A 16,953-nucleotide genomic window follows, 5' to 3' on the forward strand; every position below is an offset into this window, starting at 1 on the left:
TACTGGAACAAACAAAAAAAGCCCGGAGATAACTGCTTATCAGTATCTCCCAGGCTTTTATCCCTCCGTGTACACAGAAAAGCGGAAGCGCCTTGACCAGGGCCCCTAGGCACTGAAGCTAGACAGCTATCCATTCTGTGCGTTTTCTCTCGGACCAGACCAGCGCATGCACCCGCGCCGCGGAACCCTAGAAAACTTTCAGCTATTTAATTTATACCGCCATTATAGCACAATTTATTTATGAAATTAGTTAGCAGTTTCGACCATTTCAAGCCAAACCTAGAGCATCACCTTATGCGGCGCTTCTTCTTTCATTTTGCGGCCTTCAAGTTCAAGCAGTTGCTGTTTAATCGGGGTATTGCTGCCGGCATAGCCGGTTAGGCTTCCGCTTTTTCCAATTACCCGATGACACGGGATAATGATCGGCAGCTGGTTCGCCCGGTTGGCTTGTCCGACGGCCCTGACCGCTTTCGGATTGCCAATCGTCTCCGCGACATCCGCATAACTGCGAACTTCGCCATAAGGAATCCTAAGCAGCGCATCCCAAACCTTCCTGCGAAATTCGGTCCCCTCGACGGAAATCGGTAAGTCAAAATCACGGCGCTGGCCGCCGAAATATTCATCCAATTGCCGGACCGCTTCCTGACAAATGGATGAATCCTCTTGTAAATCAGGATTTTCTTCCAAAAACTTAACCCAGTCCTCTTCAAACAATTCAATTCTTTTTAAACCCGTTTCGTCTGCAATAATCCGCAATGTTCCAACTGGGGACTGATAGACAGCAAAGCCTAAACTCATCGTAATCGCTCCTGGACTTTGTATTTATGTTTATTATACAAAAAATAAAGAAGACTTGCCTATGCAAATCTTCGATTCGATTTTTCCTTATTCATTTTTTCCTTATATAAGAAAAAGACATACAAGAGCATTGAAAGGAATACAGACATTGCGGCTGCTTTATAGATGCTGCTATAGCTCATCAGATGGCCAATTTGACCAAACACCATTGCGCCTACTCCGATTCCTAAGTCAAAAAAGGAGAAAAAGGTGGCATTGGCCATTCCTCTACGGTTAATGGGTGTCTTTTCAATGGACCACGCCTGCAGGGCAGGCTGAACGGTACCAAAGCCAAGGCCGTACAAGCCTGCCGCAGCAAAAAGAATAATGCTGTTGGGAAGCCATGATAACAATAGCATCGCCGCTAAAATTAACAACGTCCCAGGAATAAAGACTGCCTGATGCCCCTTTCGGTCGTATAACTGTCCTGCAAAGGTTCTTGTAATCATTAAGGCTATGGCATAAATCAGAAAATACCATTCAATTCCTTCAATCTGTTTTTGGGCCGTATAAAGGGGGAGGAATGACGCTATACCGCCAAAGGTAACGGTCAAAAAGAACATCAGCATCGATGGCTTTAGAGCGCTTTTTTCGTAAAAATTAAGTCTCCCCTTTGGCTTTTCCTGTCTCGGCTCCACCTTTTTATAGGTTATTCTTGATGACAATAATAAGGCAATCAGCCCTAAACCCGAACAAATTAGAAAAAATGTTTCAAACTTCAATACCCCGGCTAAAACCAAACCTAGCGCCGGACCAAAGGCGAGGGCCAGATTCCCCGACAGCCCATAATAGCCCATTCCCTCTCCACGCCGGGATGCCGGAATTAAATCGGTGGCGATGGTTCCCGATGCGGTGGTAGAAAGGCCCCAGCCCACCCCTTGGACAACACGCATCACAAATAAGAAGGCAATGCTTGTCAGGAAGCCAAAGGATCCCACTGATAGGACAAAAACGGCCAACCCCAATAAGTATACGAAGCCTCTCCCCTTTGTCTCCAGTGCTTGCCCCGCAAAAGGGCGGAGAAGCAGTGCAGAAAAGGTAAAAATACCAATGACGAAACCTATTAACTGGTCATTGCCACCTAGTTTCTCAACAAAGAGCGGAATCGTTGGCAAGGTCATTTGAAATCCAAGGAAGATAAAAAAGTTCGCGAATATGATAAGGACAAAATCTTTTGTCCAAATTCTTTCTTTCAGTCTTTCCTGCTGATTATCCATAAAAATTGTTAGACGTCCTCTCTTTTTTCTATGTTTCCCTATATATAACGAAAAATCGTTTCTACTAGAGCAGAAACGAAATTTCGCTTTTTATTTATTTCACTTGAGCCGCCGCTTGGACAACTCGTTTCATTGCTGAAATTTGCCCTAAGTGCATGGATTCATGGAAGATGGCAAAGCTCGTCAGTTCACCGTACGTTTCTTGGCCAAGAAATGGTGTTTTAAGTTTCTCTGCGAAACTTTCAACCGGAATTTCTTGAATTCGTTCAAATTGTTCCTTTAACTGAACCGTCAATTCCTGGACAGATGGGACTTCACCATTCCAATCAGCCGGTTTTGTACCGTTGCCAAATAGTTCTAAATAATTGGCTGGTAAATTAGCTGACTTTTTCGGAAAGCCAAACATAAATTGTTCGGCAACAGTTAACACATGGCCCACATGCCAGTGGATTGTATTATTGAATCCTTCCGGCTGGATATCTACAATGTTTTGATCCAGCACCTCTACATTTTTTAGCAGGTAATTCCTCGCTGTTGCAAAACTTTTTAATAATACCTCACTCATCCCTTAGCCCTCCAATCATTAATCTAACTTTTATTGTATCCCATTTTTAACCAATCGTTAAGCAAAATGCTTTACATTTCTTCAGGCGCCTCAATCCCTAAGAGACGCAAACCTTCTTTAAGAACGACTGTTACAGAATAAACCAGTGCCAGGCGTGCGTTTTGTTCCTCGCTCTGCTCGAGTACTTTAACTTCCGCATAGTATTTATTGAAGACTTGAGCAAGGTCGACAATGTATTTTGCGACTTGGGATGGATCATAATTTTCGCATGCACGCTTAATGGCGTTGGAGAATTCCAATAACATGCTGATTACCTTCCACTCGTTTTCCCATGTAGTCTGGTAGACGGACGCCGGTGCCGATTCCGCCTTCCATCCAGCTTTTCGTAATATTGAGCTAGCTCTCGCAAATGTATACTGAACATAAGGGCCGGTTTCCCCTTCAAAACGAAGCATTTCCTCTAAGGAAAATTCAATATCGTTCATCCGGTTGTTTTTTAGGTCGTGAAAAATAACTGCGCCGACACCGACCTGTTTGGCCACTCCATCTTTGTCTGCCAGATTTGGATTTTTTTCCTCAATATTATGCCTGGCCATCGCGATTGATTCGCTCAAAACTTCCTCCAGGAGGACAACCTTGCCTTTACGGGTCGACATTTTCTTGCCGTCTTTTAGCATCATTCCAAATGGAATATGGACCATTTTATCAGCCCACTCGAAGCCAGCTTTATTCAGTACCGCAATCAGTTGTTTAAAATGAAGGCTTTGCTCATGGCCGACGACATATAAGGATTGTGCGAAGTCGTAATTTTCTTTCCGGTAGATAGCAGCCGCGAGATCACGAGTGGCATACAGCGTCGCTCCGTCCGATTTTTTAATGAGGCATGGCGGAAGCTCCTCTTCGGTCAGTTCGACAACCTGGGCCTGATCAGATTCCACGAGCAGCTGTTTTTCCTCGAGAAGCTGGACAACACGGTCCATTTTATCATTGTAGAAAGCTTCCCCGGCATAGGAGTCAAAATCCACGTTCATAAGCTGATAAATTCTTGAGAACTCCTTAAGGGACTCATCACGGAACCATTGCCATAAGGAGTGCGCTTCTTGGTCGCCATCTTCAAGCTTTTTGAACCAGCCGCGTCCTTCGTCTTCAAGAGCCGGAGTCGTTTCCGCCTCTGCATGGAATTTAATATACAGGGCGAGCAGTTCCTTGATTGGATTTGCCTTGACCTTTTCCTCATCTCCCCAGCGTGTATAGGCAGAAATCAGCTTTCCGAACTGGGTGCCCCAGTCGCCTAGGTGGTTGATTTTAATTGGCTTGTAGCCGCACTTTTCAACAATTAAGGCAAGCGCATTTCCAATAACAGTAGAACGCAGATGTCCCATGGAAAATGGTTTTGCGATATTAGGAGATGACATGTCAATGGTAACATTGCCACCCTGGCCAAAATCATGGGCACCATATTGGCCTTTTTCAGTCATAATGTTGTTAATGATTTGTTCGGAGACAAGCTTTTTATTTAAAAACACGTTAAGATAGGCTCCGACCACTTCTACTTTTTCAAAAGTGGGTGACTGGATTTTTCCACTTAACTCTTGGGCAATTAAATTCGGTGCCTTACGTTTCAGTTTCGCGAGTGAAAAACACGGGAAAGCTAAATCCCCATGGTCCTGATTTTTTGGTTTTTCAATTAACTGCTCGATATTATGGGAGGCTAATTCGCCTTCTAATGCTTGATATAAGACTTCTGCAAGCTCTTTCTTAAAATTCATTTCCTATGACCTCCTTCATTTTTCTATAAATGCAAAAAACTCCCGTCTCTATTTAAAGAGACGAGAGTTTGAAATTCCCGCGGTACCACTCTAATTGTTCATACTGAACCGGCTTTGATCTTTGTTAACGGAGGATTCTCCGGCACCCCCTACTATTTTCAAGGGCACTTCTCCAAAGTGCGTTTCATTATCTGCTCCGTATCAGGCTTCCACCGCCCCTGACTCGCTTGGACTTCCGAGATAATTACTCTCTTTTTCACTGAATTTATTCGCTTAATTATCAGTTATTATACTGGAAAGATACGGTTTTATCCAGTCCTTGCCGGTGTTTTTGATGAATTTTTCCGTTCTGGAAATTCTATTCGTAAAGGAGGGATTTGTATGGCGAGAAGAAACAAAATTCTTGTCCCAGAGGCGAGAAGCGGGTTGGATCAGTTAAAGGCTAAGGTCGTGCAGGCACAGCGTCCTGAGGATGCTAAATTTGAGGCCGCTGAAGAAGTGGGCGTACCCTTGTCAAAAGGCTATAACGGCAAGCTTACCTCGGAACAAGCCGGCAAGGTTGGCGGCCGGCTTGGCGGCAGCATGGTCCGCGAGCTCGTCAAAATGGCTCAGCAAAACCTAAGCAAAAAATAACCCTAACTAAAAGCACTGGAGCACTGGGGCCTGTCCCCCAGTGCTTTATCGCGTTACTTTCCTCTCGGCAGCCCCTTTAACAAAAACACCTTCATAATTTCCGCAATTTGCTCAGAGCTTAGCGGGTCATGATTTTTTTCCCAATCCGAAACCAATGCGATATACATTTTTAGCAAAAGAAAGCTAGTTATTTCCGGGTCCACCGCTGGGATTGCTCCCTTAGCAATAGCTGTTTCGATTTTTTCCTTTAAATAACCAATAATTTCGTCCTCCACATGCTGGAGCATTTCCGAAACGGCTAAAGTTCCCATTTCCGCCTCTTCTTGTACCAACTTAATCATTAATTGGTGCCTTGAGCGGAATTCCAGTAAACGATAAAGGGCCCGATGGACATTTTCCGTAAAGGGCAATTCCGTGTTAATGACAGAATCCGCCTCCGCAATCATTTCCTTCACTAAAGAAGAAATGATTTCTTCAAATAACTCCTCTTTATTTTTAAAAAATGTATAAATGGTTCCCTTTCCGACGTTTGCAAGCTTGGCAACTTGGTCCATGGTCGTTGCTTTATAGCCAAACAAGGAAAAAGACTTAGTTGCTGCCTCCACAATCATTCTTCTGCGATCAGGTGCCATAGCGCACATCCTTCTCATTGACTAATTTGGTTCTACGGTCAATTAATATGCTTTTACTATAGCACAGCCTGAATTCGGTTTCAATTTTTTCTGGAAGGTTTTTGGAAGGCTGTCAAACTTGCGGAAATTTGGCTAGTCAATAATTATAAAATCGTACAGTGTCAATCTCAGACACTCTGCAGTTAGAAAACCGGAGGCGGTTTGCCTCCGGTTTTAATCTTCTTCTTTTTCATTGGACGTCTTTGAGTTTTTTAATCTTCCGGCATCCTTTAATGCTTTTTTTATAATCAGTTCAATCTGGGCATTCACACTGCGGAATTCATCGTCTGCCCATTTCTCCAAGGCATCATATATTTTCTGATCGACGCGCAGTAAAAATCGCTTTTTTTCAGCCACATCATCACTACCTTAATAAATCGATCCTGTATTAATTACCGGCTGGCTTCCTTTATCAGAAACGATGGCAACCATTAAATTATTCACCATTTGCGCTTTCTTTTCCTCATCCAGTTCGACAATTCCTTCATCCTTTAATTGATCAATTGCCGATTTGACCATGGATACCGCACCTTCAACAATGACCTTGCGCGCTGCGAGGACCGCTTTGGCCTGCTGTCTTTGCAGCATTGCATGGGCAATTTCACTCGAGTACGCCAGATGCATGATCCTTGCTTCAATAATCTCCACTCCGGCCAATTCCAAGCGTTTCTGCAAGTCCTTGGTCAACTTGTCACCAACCTCATCCGAGTGCTGCCTTAACGATACTTCATAATCATTGTTGACATTATCATATGGGTACTGGCTAGCGATATGGCGCAGGCCTGTTTCACTTTGCGTATGCACAAACGTTTTGTAGTTTTCAACATCAAAAACCGCTTTGGCAGAATCAAACACCTTATATACAACTACCGCGGCGATTTCGATTGGGTTCCCTTCCAAATCATTTACCTTTAATTTATCACTATTGAAGTTAATTACCCTTAGGGATACTGTTTTTCTTAAGGTTAAAGGAATCGTCAACCAAAATCCTTCCTGTTTGATCACTCCGAGGTAGCGGCCAAATAAAGTAAATACCTTTGCTTGATTCGGCTGAATGACAGTGAACCCGGAAAGCAGGAGAAACAACACCACAACACCTATCACCGCGAGGACAATAGATACAGGACTTTCAGTTAAGGTAAATTGCCTGAATGAAAATACCGCTGCCGCCCCGATTAACAGAAACAATAATACCCCCAAAAATCCATTAATTTTGTTCATATCTTTCTCTCTCATCCCAACCGCTCCCTATTTGAAAAATTTTTCCATATATATCATTATGATATCATTTTGGTATCGAAAGGTGAAGGAATATTTACCTATATTTTTTTACCTCGTTTGGCGTTATTAACGGTAACATTTTCACTAACTTTATAGTATAATCCCTTTATCTGGTAGATTCGGAGGTTATAATTTAGCATGTCTATTATGGAAATTAATATTAATGTGTTTCGAATGATTAATAATTTGGGGAAACAATACGACTTTTTGAATCCTCCCATTATGGCTATCGCTGAATACACGCTGTATGTGTTAATAGTGGCTTTAGTGTTGTATTTGTTTACAGGCGGTCGAAAAAATAAAGTGATGGTCATTTGCTCGGTATTCACCTTGTTAATGGCAGAAGGTCTAGGAAAACTAGCAGGAATGCTCCACTCCAATAATCAACCCTTCGCTGAACTGTCCAACGTCAATAAACTTATCGAGAAAGCAGTCGACAATTCCTTCCCTAGCGACCATACGATGATATTTTTCTCCCTATGCGTAACGTTCTGGCTTTTCAGGAGAGGCTGGAGTTTCTTGTGGATCCTGTTGGCTGTGCTTGTTGGGTTTTCGCGGATATGGGTAGGGGTTCATTATCCAGGAGATGTTTTGGTCGCTGCTATCCTTAGTATCATATCTGCTCTAGTTGTGCACCGGTTCGTTCCGAGACTTAAATTTATGCAAAACTTAGCAAGGGAACAAAACATTCCAAACCGAACGAAATATGAAGAGCTTTAATATTTAATAGCATAAAGAAACGCTTGGATAAAAATCCAGGCGTTTCTATTTGTACTATACTACTCAAACGTTTGATTAAAGCGGCTAGGCTTATGTGCTTTACTATTCAAACGTTTAATTAAATATCGGAATGGGGGAAAATCTTGTATTTACAGGAGTTCCCTTTTTTTATGTTATACAAATCAATCGTTTAATTAAAAGAGGTACTATACTATTCAAACGTTTAATTAACTTAAACAACAATATCTGATCTTTGTAATTGTCGATATTTTTAGAAGGTTAACAAAATATTCATTTCTTGAGGCAGTAGGGCTGGCCGATTCCGTTTAAAATAGACTTGGAGTTTATTTTTAGAAAAGGATGTGGTGGAATGTGAATTTAAAACCGCTCGCTGAATCGAAGAGATTTAAAATTTACCGTTCTCTTAATACGAGGATGGAGTTGCTTCCAGACGATAGGTGGAATTACAAAAAATTGAAAAGCGGCTTTGAAGGTGAGTTGTTTTTTCAGTCTTTAACGGACAAGCTTCAATGTGGTTGCTATGTGTTAAACGATTTACTATTTGAATTAAATGGCACTACGTTCCAAATCGATTCATTGATTATTTTTCAAGATATTATCTCGTTGAATGAAGTTAAAAATTTTAGAGGCAATTTTTTTTATGAGGATGGTAAGTTCTATGATTCTAATGGAAAAGAACGAAAAGACCCCTTAGTCCAATTGGAAAATTGCGAGTCTATGTTTCGCCAATTGCTGGAAAAGCTTGGCTTTAAATTCACTGTTATAGGGAAAGTTGTCCACGTGAACCCCGAATTCACCCTTTACCAAGCTCCTCTAAAGGTACCAATCATTTTTCCAACCCAACTAAATACTTATATGCGGAAATTGGAAGCGGCCCCGGCTGGGCTGAATAGCAAACATCGGAAACTCGCAGAAAAATTATTATCCCTACATCTGGCAGAAAACCCCTATGCCAAATTGCCTCCGTATGCGTACGGCCAGTGCCGAAAAGGGCTCACATGCGCTCATTGCTTGTCGTTTGAGGTTTCAGTTGTCGGCCAGCGGTGTGTTTGCGGTGATTGTGGGCACGAGGAAAAAGTGGAGTCGGCGGTACTGCGGCACGTGGAGGAACTGCGGCTGCTGTTTCCGGATTTCAAGATTACGACTAATTTGGTGTCTGAGTGGTGTGGTGGGGGTGTGGATAAGAAGAGGGTTCGGCGGATTCTAGAAAAGAAATATAAAAGAGTCGGGGTTCATCAATGGACATACTACGAATAAAGATTAAGGTAACTTAAAAACAGGTAATTTTTATTGGGTTTTATTTGCCCTTTGGGCGTCTTGTTCTAATGAAGGACATCATCCCGCTTGCTTTGGATGGTTTTGGGCTTCATCAACTTTATGAAGGACATTTCCCCACTTGTTTCGGGTGGTTTTGGTCTTCATCGGCCTTATGAAGGACATTTCTCCACTTGTCTCGGGTGGTTTTGGTCCTCATCAGCCTGATGAAGGACATTTCCCCACTTGCCTCGGGTGGTTTTGGTCCTCATCGGCCTTATGAAGGACATTTCCCCACTTGCCTCGGGTGGTTTTGGTCTTCATCAGCCTGATGAAGGACATTTTCCCACTTGCCTCGGTGGTTTTGGTCCTCATCAGCCTGATGAAGGACATTTTCCCACTTGTCTCGGCTGGTTTTGGTCTTCATCAGCCTGATGAAGGACATTTTCCCACTTGCCTCGGATGGTTTTGGTCCTCATCAGCCTGATGAAGGACATTTCACTCCTCGCCTTGGGCGGGTTTGGCCTTCATTAACCTAAAACTAAATAACAGGCAGCCACTCCCCACAAGCGGCTGCCCTAAAAAATTCAAAGATATAACCCCGCCAAAAAGATCCCCAAAGCCTTCTCATAAATTTCATCAAACTGCGAAAGGGGCAGCGGGTTCACCCCGTGGCCAAGTTCGACCGTGAAGCCTGGCCGCTGCCAATCCTGAATGAACCAGTCTTTGTAGCCGGCATAGCTCTCGAGGGTTTTAACAGGTTTATACCCACTGACCCTGCTTAACTCATTGACCATCCCCTCAGATTCCGGCGGTTCCATGTTCTCAAAGCCCCAATAGATTTCCTCACCCTGGGTATGGAAGGCAAAGACTCTGGCATAATCGCGTTCCCGAGTTAAGTCTGCCATCGCGATAGCTTCCGGTTCTGACAACGGCTTCTCGCCGCCATAATCGCGCGGGCCCGGCTCTTTTGGATTCCGTGCCCGTTCCAGCTCCCAGCGTGCCGGGAACTGATCATTCAAATCGACACCCCGGATATTCGCTTTCCAGCCGGAAAAATCGGTGCTTCCTTTGTTGAATTCGACGACTCTATTTTTCCACTCAGGATTTTCAGGCGGTCCATGCAAAACGAGATTAACCCCGTCCGGATTGACCATCGGCACCACCGATAAAGCGGTTTGCTGATACAATCTGGACATCTCAAGGCCGCGGATCGGATTTTGATTAGTCAGCGACAACAAGTAATCGTTTAAAAATGTCATTAACACCGCTGTCGTGATCCATTCATTGGCATGGAAGGATGCATTATAATGAATTGTTTTTTTACCCTTGCCCATCCGCAGTTCAGACAACTCGTTTCCGAGAACCGATTTCCCGATTGCATTTACCTCCATAAATGGATATACGCTCAGCAATCGCCTGATATCCTTCATCGTTCGACTGAAATCGTAATTCTGCTTTCCTTGGACCAATCTCCAGGTTATCCTAATCGGCACTTTTATCATTTGCCCAATCTCCAGTTGGTTCGGGTTAATGTGTTGATTAACGAGTAATAATGCATCCACGCCGAGATTCCGATGGCGGGCAATGGCCCATAAGGAATCCCCCTGCTGGACCTGGTAATCCTGTGCAACAAAGCCAGGAATTCTAATTCGCTGTCCGACGGAAATTTTATCGGGGTCAATGTCTCGATTTGAATCCAAGATAAGCTGTAAATCCAGATGAAACAATTGGCTGTAGTACCATAACGAGTCCCCACGCCTAACGATAATATCCATGCATGCCTCCTACAGCTAAAAATTGGTATCAATAAAAATGTATGCTGGCATTCCTGAAATATTAATTTGCAACCAGTTATTTACGCACGGCCAGATGAGCGAAGTGAAAATGGTCAAAGGCGTGGAGACTATCTTCCCTGTTGGAAAAATATAAATCTTCGATATTAGCAGGAGCCAGGTTTTCATATACGAGCATGTTACAATTCTGCAGTTCGAGGTCCAGTTCCAACGGGTCAAAGCCTGTTTTCATCGGTTCTCCCGTTTGCGCGGTAATTTGGCGCATCTGAATCAGTCTTTTGGAGGCAAACCGGTCGTCAAACGCAGCATCATCCAGGTAATCGAATACGAGAGAAGTTCCATTAACAGACATCCCTGAAATGGTTGACAGGAGTTGAAAAAAGTCTTTTTTCTCAAGGTACATCACTACACCAAGCAAACTAAAAAAGCTTAACTTTTGCGGATCATAACCGTTTTTCTTGAGTTCATTCTGGAGTGAATTGTGTTTAAAATCTACGGGGACAAATTTTACGTTGGCTGGCAAGTCCATGCCTAGTTCTTGAAGCCGATTTTGTTTAAAGGCTTGGGTTGCGGGATGGTCGACTTCATAGATGGTGAAATCTTCGGGTAGATCCAACTGCCTTAACGAAAAGGTATCAAATCCGGCACCTAAAATCACATATTGCCGAACACCACGTTCAATCGCTGCCATTAGCGCATCCTCTGCATACCTTGCCCTGCTGACCAATTGCGGAACCGTCTGATTATTCATGACCCAGGCTAATTTTTCCTCAAAGGCAGTCAATTTTGTACCTGGATCAAAGAAGGCAATGGCGTTGGCCCAATTAGCGCCAATCAATTGCTTTTCCTCCTCAAGTAAAAGGGCATTGGCCATATTGTCTTGAAAAATTGGCTGGCTCGATGCAGCTGCATGATAGCCCCTGGCAAAGCAGCTTACTAACGCTGTCAAACTTTCCTTTGTTTTTTCCAAATCAATTCCCCCTTCTTTTAAAAAAAGAAAAAACCCCCAGCAAAAAAATTCGCTAGGAGTTAATAGTAAGTTATCTATCAATACGTGTCAATTGCATAATATTTTATTATAACATAAAAATTTTTATTTGTCAACACACATTTTATTTAAGTTCAAATGGAGCTGACAAAGGAACATTGTCGAAAATCTTCCCTGGATTTAAGATATTGTTAGGGTCAACCATTGTTTTTATTCCCTTCATAATGGAGAGAGTATCCCCATGTTCCTCTTGAAGGAATTTCTTCTTGCCGAGGCCAATTCCGTGCTCACCTGTACAGGTTCCCCCTTTGGACAGGGCATACTGAACGATTTGCGTATGAACTTCCTCGACCTGTTTCATGTGCTCTTCATCCTGCGTGTCCACCGAAAAGACGGCATGGTAATTCCCATCGCCAACATGGCCGAAAATGACTGCATCAATTCCATACTGGTCAACAATTTTTCTAGTATATTGTAAGGCATCGGAAAGCTCCGATAACGGTACGCATACATCCGTTACCATATGCCCCTTACCAGGGTTCGCGGCGATGATGGCCAGAGCAGCCTGGTGGCGCGCCTCCCAGAGCTGTGCTCTTTTAATAGAATCATTTTCGAATTCAAAGGTGACACATTGCTCATCCTTGATAATTTCTTGGACGATTTCGAGGCTGTTGGTGACTTCCGGTTCACTGCCGCTAAATTCCATAAACAGCGTCGGTTCCTCCCGATATGATGTGTTTTTAAAGGCATTCACGGCTTGGATTGTTTTTTGATCAACGAGTTCAATCTTCCCAATCGGCAGGCCGGCTTTTAGAAGTACAGTGGCCGCTATTCCCGCTGCTTCAATCGATGGGAATGTTGCTTTGATATCAATGGTGGTCTCAGGGATGCCTTGCAGTTTCAGGATAATTTCTGTAAATACTCCCAGGGTACCTTCCGAGCCGACAAATAAACCGGTTAAGTTGTATCCTGCTGATGATTTATACGAATATCCTCCAGTGCGAATGGAGGAACCGTCTGCCAGGACTAGCTCCAGTCCTAGAACCTGGTCCCGCATGACTCCATACTTAACTGTATTCGTCCCGCTCGCGTTGGTAGCCGTCATGCCGCCGATTGTCGCATCTGCCCCCGGATCGACCGGAAAGAAGAGTCCATACTTTTTCAACGCTTGGTTTAGCTGATTTCTCGTAACCCCCGGCTGAACCGTGACAATAAAATCATCAGGGCGAACGGAGATAATTTCATTCATCAACGTAAAATCAAGACTAATGCCGCCGTTTAAAGGGATGATATGCCCCTCAAGGCTCGATCCCGCCCCAAACGGAACAACCGCAACCTTATTTTCATTTGCAAACCGCATGATACGGCTGACCTCTTCCTTAGAAACCGGGAAAACCACCACATCAGGCATCCGCGGCGAGTGATACGAAATCCCCTTGCTATGCTGCTCCAACACCGCCCCATTCACACTAACCCGCTCAGCATCCCCAACAATCCTTAACAACTCATCATACAGCCACACAACCTAGCCCCCTTACAAACTCATAAATTCACAAATTCACAAACTATCCACCCACGGCGGACAAATGTCCGAACGTGGTGCCTGACTTCATATTAATTCACCCAATCAAATTATCGCCCTTCCAGGATGAATAGTTCCGGGTTTCCGATAAGGGCGCCGATTTCTTCCATGAAGGCGTTGGCAGGGGCCCCGTCGATGACGCGGTGGTCGAAGGTGATGGACATGCCCATGACCTGACCGATGACGATTTGGTCGTCCTGGACGATCGGTTTTTTCTTGATGCTGTGGACACCCAATATGGCGACTTCTGGATAGTTGATGATTGGAGTGGCAAACCAGCCGCCATTTCCGCCTGTACTCGAAATTGTAAATGTACTGCCCGAAAGCTCATGCGGTTTTAATTTTCTTTCTCTCGCCCGCTTTGATAGATCTTGAAGCTCCGCTGCTATTTCCAAAATCGTCTTTTGGTCAGCATGTTTGATGACCGGGACGAGCAAGCCGTCATCCGTGGCCACGGCAACCCCAATATGAATATTTTTCTTATAGATAATTTCCAGCTTCTCATCGTCTACCGTTGCGTTAAAGATAGGATACCGGCTTAATGCCTTGGCTGCGGCCTTCACGAAAAACGGAAGATATGTAAGCTTGACTCCGGCCCTTTCAGCATGCGGCTCCAGCTGTTTCTTTAAGTCAACAAGCTTAGTGACAACGACCTCGTCCATCCCGCTGCAGTGGATAGCTGTGGATTTTGATAGTTTCATGTTTTGGTAGATTTTCTTCCTTAAGCCCCGGATTGGCTCCCTTACTTCCTCTTCCAGCCTTGCTGCTGTTTCAAGTACTGACGGAGATTCCTTAAACGGCGCAAATACTGCCGCTTCCTCCTGCAACTCAACTGCCGCAACAGTCGCCGCTGCCTCCTTCTCTGCAAGCGTCTTGAAGTTTCTGACGTCCTCTTCCGTCACCTTTCCGCCTTTTCCTGTTGGCACAACCTCGGTAATATCGATACCAAGTTCCCTTGCCAGCTTTCTGACAGACGGTGCCGCAATGACGCGTTTTTTTGGTAAAATACCTACTGAATTTTGCTGTTTATTATGTTGAGTAAATGAATTGGTTTGTGTGGAGACTTGTTTCGTGTGTTCAAATTGTGTGGATTCTCGTTGTAATGTATTGATCCCGTTTGAGCCTTGTTGGATGGATTCATGTTGTCCGGATGTTTTACTAGCTGACACCAGCACTCCCGCTCCAGCCTTTACGTCCTCAAGAACGGTGAATAAAACCTCGCCGACCTTAACAACCTCGCCGACTTCCGCGCCGAAGGATTGTACTACTCCCCCGACTGGTGACGAAATTTCCACCACAGCCTTATCGGTTTGCACCTCTACGATGTTCTCATTTTCCCTTACATAGTCACCGGCTGCCTTAAACCATGTCAAAATCTCTGCTTCGTGTAAGCCTTCGCCAATATCAGGAAGACGGAATTCATAAGCCATATTTTTATGCCACTCCCATTTTTGAAAAATTAATGTGCTAATACCTCTCTAATCCCTTGGCTGATTCTGTCTGCATTTGGAAGCCAGTCTTCTTCCACTGATGGTACCGGATATGGCGTGTCAAAGCTTGTAACCCGCACAATTGGCGCCGACAGATGGAACAACGCTTTTTCATTAATCATCGCGGAAATTTCAGCACCCGGTCCGCCGGTTTTCACAGCCTCATGAACTATCATGGCCCGTCCTGTTTTTTGCACGGAAGCAATGATGGTATCCTCGTCAATCGGCGACACCGTCCGCAGGTCAATAATCTCTATCGAAACAGGCTGCTCCTGCTCCCACTGTTCCACTACCTTGCTTACGAGCGGCACCGTCTGTCCCCACGTAATTACCGTTAGGTCTTCGCCATCTTTTACAACCTTGGCTTTGCCAATCTCAATGATGTAATCCTCTTCCGGCACTTCCTGCTTGAAAGCGCGGTATAACTTCATCGGCTCCAAAAATAAAACAGGGTCATTATCGCGGATAGCCGCTGTTAACAGCCCCTTGGCATCATAAGGGGAACTTGGCATTACCACTTTCAGCCCCGGTGAATGCAAAAATAAACCTTCTAAACTATCAGAATGCAGCTCCGGAGTCTTGACTCCCCCGCCATACGGTGCACGGACAACCATTGGCGCACCCAGCACCCCGCCAGACCGGAAGCGAAGTCTCGCTGCCTGTGCTGCCATTTGGTCCATCGTTTCATAAATAAACCCGAAGAATTGGATCTCCGCTACCGGGCGCAAGCCCCTTGCTGCCATGCCGACTGCCGTGCCGACGATTGCCGATTCCGCAATTGGCGTATCTACTACCCGGTCTTCTCCAAAAATAGCCTGCAGACCGTCAGTTGCCCGGAACACACCGCCGTTTTTTCCAATATCCTCTCCCAAGCAAATGACTCTCGGGTCTCTCTCCATTTCCTTCTTTAAGGTAAAATTAATTGCCTCTATCATGGTCATCGCGGTCATTATTTCAAAACCCCCTCTGATGAAACAGATTGCTGCTGCTCAGTAAGCTGGCTGGTCTTCTTCTCATAAACAATTTCAAATAGATCTTCGACTTTACTTTTCGGAGTATGTGCAGCCTGTTCAAAGGCTTCTGTGACCTTTTGCTCTGCTAGCGTAAATTCTCTCTGCTCCAGTTCTTCGTTCCAGATTCCTTTTTCGAGTAAAAATGCCTTTATTCGCTTGAGCGGATCCTTGGCGAGCCAATCTTCCACATCGCTTTTATTTCGGTATTTCGTCGGGTCATCCGCAGTGGTATGCGGGCCCTGTCTGTATGTAACTGCCTCAACTAATACAGGCTGTCCGCTGCGCGCCCTCTCTAACGCCTGCTTCATAGTCGTATAGACCGCCAGGACATCGTTGCCATCCACCTGAATTCCGGTGATTCCATAGGCAACCGCCTTTTGGGCAATCGTTCGGCTCGCCGTTTGTTTTGATCTAGGAACACTGATGGCCCACTGGTTATTCTGAACGAAAAAGACCATCGGGAGCTTGTAAACACCGGCAAAGTTGAGGGCCTCGTGGAAATCACCTTCGGAGGTGCCGCCGTCACCGATATAGGTCACACTGACACTGTTTTCACCTTGATATTTCCCTGCCCAGGCTCCGCCTACAGCATGAAGGCACTGCGCACCGATGATAATCTGCACCGGGAAAACATTGGCCCCTTCGGCATCAGTACCCTTTAAATGCCCCATCGTATAAAGGAAAAAGTTTTTCATTGGGAATCCGTGAACAAAAAGGGCCGCCCCTTCCCGATAGCTTGGATAAATCCAATCCTGCTTTTCTAGTGCGAAAGCGCTGCCAACTTGCGCCGCTTCCTGCCCGCTTAACGGTGCATATGTACCAATTCTCCCCTGCCTCTGAAACTTTAAGGCTCTTTGGTCAAATACTCTTGCTTGCACCATCCATTTGTACATCGCAATTAACTCGTCATCACTTACCTCAGGCGCCCCGCTTGTCAGCTTTCCGTTTTCATCCAAATACTGAACCCTGTTGACTGGCAATTCATTCGGTTCAATCCACATATAATTACCCCCTTTTAAAAATCTCCCTAATTCCACCGGCTGGCATTTGTCCATGCTTGCGACTAGCATATATGCCCTCTATGTTTTTGTCAATACAGTTGTTCGAAGGTTCAGA

17 protein-coding genes, 1 riboswitch and 1 other annotated feature are annotated in these 16,953 nt (G+C 44.7%); of the genes, 3 read left to right on the plus strand and 14 right to left on the minus strand.

Annotation, left to right across the window (positions count from 1 at the left end; all coding sequences use genetic code 11):
• Positions 1 to 44 precede the first annotated feature (44 nt).
• A riboswitch (guanidine-I (ykkC/yxkD leader) is annotated at positions 45 to 202 on the minus strand.
• Between the two features lie 77 nt (positions 203 to 279).
• The 4 genes from ACNQGS_RS23060 to argS form a co-directional block, all read right to left on the minus strand.
• The gene (locus ACNQGS_RS23060) at positions 280 to 798 is read right to left on the minus strand and encodes a methylated-DNA--[protein]-cysteine S-methyltransferase (RefSeq protein ID WP_491489374.1); all 519 of its coding nucleotides are present in this window, start codon (positions 796 to 798) and stop codon (positions 280 to 282) included.
• A gap of 59 nt (positions 799 to 857) precedes the next feature.
• On the minus strand, positions 858 to 2,054 hold the full coding sequence (locus ACNQGS_RS23065) for an MFS transporter (RefSeq protein ID WP_491489375.1): 1,197 nt from the start codon (positions 2,052 to 2,054) through the stop codon (positions 858 to 860).
• A 94-nt stretch (positions 2,055 to 2,148) separates the two neighbouring features.
• Entirely contained in the window at positions 2,149 to 2,619 is a 471-nt protein-coding gene (locus tag ACNQGS_RS23070; RefSeq protein ID WP_378581883.1) for a DinB family protein, read from the minus strand.
• A gap of 71 nt (positions 2,620 to 2,690) precedes the next feature.
• Positions 2,691 to 4,388 (minus strand): arginine--tRNA ligase, encoded by a 1,698-nt coding sequence (argS, locus tag ACNQGS_RS23075; RefSeq protein WP_491489376.1) that lies wholly within the window; start codon positions 4,386 to 4,388, stop codon positions 2,691 to 2,693.
• Between the two features lie 53 nt (positions 4,389 to 4,441).
• Positions 4,442 to 4,657 (minus strand) — a binding site (T-box leader).
• Positions 4,658 to 4,769: 112 nt separating this feature from the next.
• Between argS and ACNQGS_RS23080 the strand changes: the two genes are divergently transcribed.
• On the plus strand, positions 4,770 to 5,021 hold the full coding sequence (locus ACNQGS_RS23080) for an alpha/beta-type small acid-soluble spore protein (protein ID WP_213148151.1): 252 nt from the start codon (positions 4,770 to 4,772) through the stop codon (positions 5,019 to 5,021).
• Between the two features lie 53 nt (positions 5,022 to 5,074).
• Here the strand turns inward: ACNQGS_RS23080 and ACNQGS_RS23085 are convergent, their stop codons facing one another.
• The 3 genes from ACNQGS_RS23085 to ACNQGS_RS23095 all read right to left on the minus strand — a co-directional run bounded on the left by ACNQGS_RS23085 (position 5,075) and on the right by ACNQGS_RS23095 (position 6,928).
• Entirely contained in the window at positions 5,075 to 5,653 is a 579-nt protein-coding gene (locus ACNQGS_RS23085; RefSeq protein ID WP_491489377.1) for a TetR/AcrR family transcriptional regulator, read from the minus strand.
• A gap of 213 nt (positions 5,654 to 5,866) precedes the next feature.
• Complete coding sequence (locus tag ACNQGS_RS23090; protein WP_491489378.1) at positions 5,867 to 6,049, minus strand: type II toxin-antitoxin system antitoxin; 183 nt, start codon at positions 6,047 to 6,049, stop codon at positions 5,867 to 5,869.
• A 12-nt stretch (positions 6,050 to 6,061) separates the two neighbouring features.
• Entirely contained in the window at positions 6,062 to 6,928 is an 867-nt protein-coding gene (locus ACNQGS_RS23095) for an SPFH domain-containing protein (protein WP_491489379.1), read from the minus strand.
• A gap of 183 nt (positions 6,929 to 7,111) precedes the next feature.
• On the opposite strand from ACNQGS_RS23095, the gene ACNQGS_RS23100 reads away from it, so the two are divergent.
• Both ACNQGS_RS23100 and ACNQGS_RS23105 read left to right on the plus strand, forming a co-directional pair.
• The gene (locus ACNQGS_RS23100; protein WP_491489380.1) at positions 7,112 to 7,693 is read left to right on the plus strand and encodes an undecaprenyl-diphosphatase; all 582 of its coding nucleotides are present in this window, start codon (positions 7,112 to 7,114) and stop codon (positions 7,691 to 7,693) included.
• Positions 7,694 to 8,065: 372 nt separating this feature from the next.
• Entirely contained in the window at positions 8,066 to 8,971 is a 906-nt protein-coding gene (locus tag ACNQGS_RS23105; RefSeq protein WP_491489381.1) for a nuclease-related domain-containing protein, read from the plus strand.
• Between the two features lie 274 nt (positions 8,972 to 9,245).
• On the opposite strand, the gene ACNQGS_RS23110 is transcribed toward ACNQGS_RS23105, so the two are convergent.
• The 7 genes from ACNQGS_RS23110 to pdhA form a co-directional block, all read right to left on the minus strand.
• Complete coding sequence (locus ACNQGS_RS23110) at positions 9,246 to 9,395, minus strand: hypothetical protein (RefSeq protein ID WP_491489382.1); 150 nt, start codon at positions 9,393 to 9,395, stop codon at positions 9,246 to 9,248.
• Positions 9,396 to 9,555: 160 nt separating this feature from the next.
• A complete protein-coding gene (locus tag ACNQGS_RS23115) occupies positions 9,556 to 10,746 on the minus strand; it encodes a M14 family metallopeptidase (RefSeq protein ID WP_491489383.1) in 1,191 nt (396 codons plus the stop codon).
• Positions 10,747 to 10,822: 76 nt separating this feature from the next.
• A complete protein-coding gene (locus ACNQGS_RS23120) occupies positions 10,823 to 11,734 on the minus strand; it encodes a class I SAM-dependent methyltransferase (protein ID WP_491489384.1) in 912 nt (303 codons plus the stop codon).
• Positions 11,735 to 11,876: 142 nt separating this feature from the next.
• Positions 11,877 to 13,274 (minus strand): FAD-binding oxidoreductase, encoded by a 1,398-nt coding sequence (locus tag ACNQGS_RS23125; RefSeq protein ID WP_213148159.1) that lies wholly within the window; start codon positions 13,272 to 13,274, stop codon positions 11,877 to 11,879.
• Between the two features lie 110 nt (positions 13,275 to 13,384).
• A complete protein-coding gene (locus tag ACNQGS_RS23130) occupies positions 13,385 to 14,764 on the minus strand; it encodes a dihydrolipoamide acetyltransferase family protein (RefSeq protein WP_491489386.1) in 1,380 nt (459 codons plus the stop codon).
• Between the two features lie 29 nt (positions 14,765 to 14,793).
• On the minus strand, positions 14,794 to 15,774 hold the full coding sequence (locus ACNQGS_RS23135; RefSeq protein ID WP_491489387.1) for an alpha-ketoacid dehydrogenase subunit beta: 981 nt from the start codon (positions 15,772 to 15,774) through the stop codon (positions 14,794 to 14,796).
• Positions 15,774 to 16,838, minus strand: a complete 1,065-nt coding sequence (gene pdhA, locus ACNQGS_RS23140; protein ID WP_491489388.1) for a pyruvate dehydrogenase (acetyl-transferring) E1 component subunit alpha — start codon at positions 16,836 to 16,838, stop codon at positions 15,774 to 15,776. Before pdhA ends, ACNQGS_RS23135 begins: the two co-directional genes overlap by 1 nt.
• Between the last annotated feature and the right edge of the window lie 115 nt (positions 16,839 to 16,953).

Source organism: Neobacillus sp. PVCKKU3 (assembly GCF_058323225.1).

Excerpts from the sequence above, each read along its gene's own strand:
- ACNQGS_RS23080 (WP_213148151.1), top strand. The coding sequence starts at position 4,770 with ATGGCGAGAAGAAACAAAATTCTTGTCCCAGAGGCGAGAAGCGGGTTG.
- ACNQGS_RS23130 (WP_491489386.1), bottom strand. The coding sequence starts at position 14,764 with ATGGCTTATGAATTCCGTCTTCCTGATATTGGCGAAGGCTTACACGAA.
- ACNQGS_RS23060 (WP_491489374.1), bottom strand. The coding sequence starts at position 798 with ATGAGTTTAGGCTTTGCTGTCTATCAGTCCCCAGTTGGAACATTGCGG.
- argS (WP_491489376.1), bottom strand. The coding sequence starts at position 4,388 with ATGAATTTTAAGAAAGAGCTTGCAGAAGTCTTATATCAAGCATTAGAA.
- ACNQGS_RS23095 (WP_491489379.1), bottom strand. The coding sequence starts at position 6,928 with ATGAGAGAGAAAGATATGAACAAAATTAATGGATTTTTGGGGGTATTA.
- pdhA (WP_491489388.1), bottom strand. The coding sequence starts at position 16,838 with ATGTGGATTGAACCGAATGAATTGCCAGTCAACAGGGTTCAGTATTTG.
- ACNQGS_RS23100 (WP_491489380.1), top strand. The coding sequence starts at position 7,112 with ATGTCTATTATGGAAATTAATATTAATGTGTTTCGAATGATTAATAAT.
- ACNQGS_RS23110 (WP_491489382.1), bottom strand. The coding sequence starts at position 9,395 with ATGAAGACCAAAACCAGCCGAGACAAGTGGGAAAATGTCCTTCATCAG.
- ACNQGS_RS23065 (WP_491489375.1), bottom strand. The coding sequence starts at position 2,054 with ATGGATAATCAGCAGGAAAGACTGAAAGAAAGAATTTGGACAAAAGAT.
- ACNQGS_RS23115 (WP_491489383.1), bottom strand. The coding sequence starts at position 10,746 with ATGGATATTATCGTTAGGCGTGGGGACTCGTTATGGTACTACAGCCAA.
- ACNQGS_RS23135 (WP_491489387.1), bottom strand. The coding sequence starts at position 15,774 with ATGACCGCGATGACCATGATAGAGGCAATTAATTTTACCTTAAAGAAG.
- ACNQGS_RS23085 (WP_491489377.1), bottom strand. The coding sequence starts at position 5,653 with ATGGCACCTGATCGCAGAAGAATGATTGTGGAGGCAGCAACTAAGTCT.
- ACNQGS_RS23070 (WP_378581883.1), bottom strand. The coding sequence starts at position 2,619 with ATGAGTGAGGTATTATTAAAAAGTTTTGCAACAGCGAGGAATTACCTG.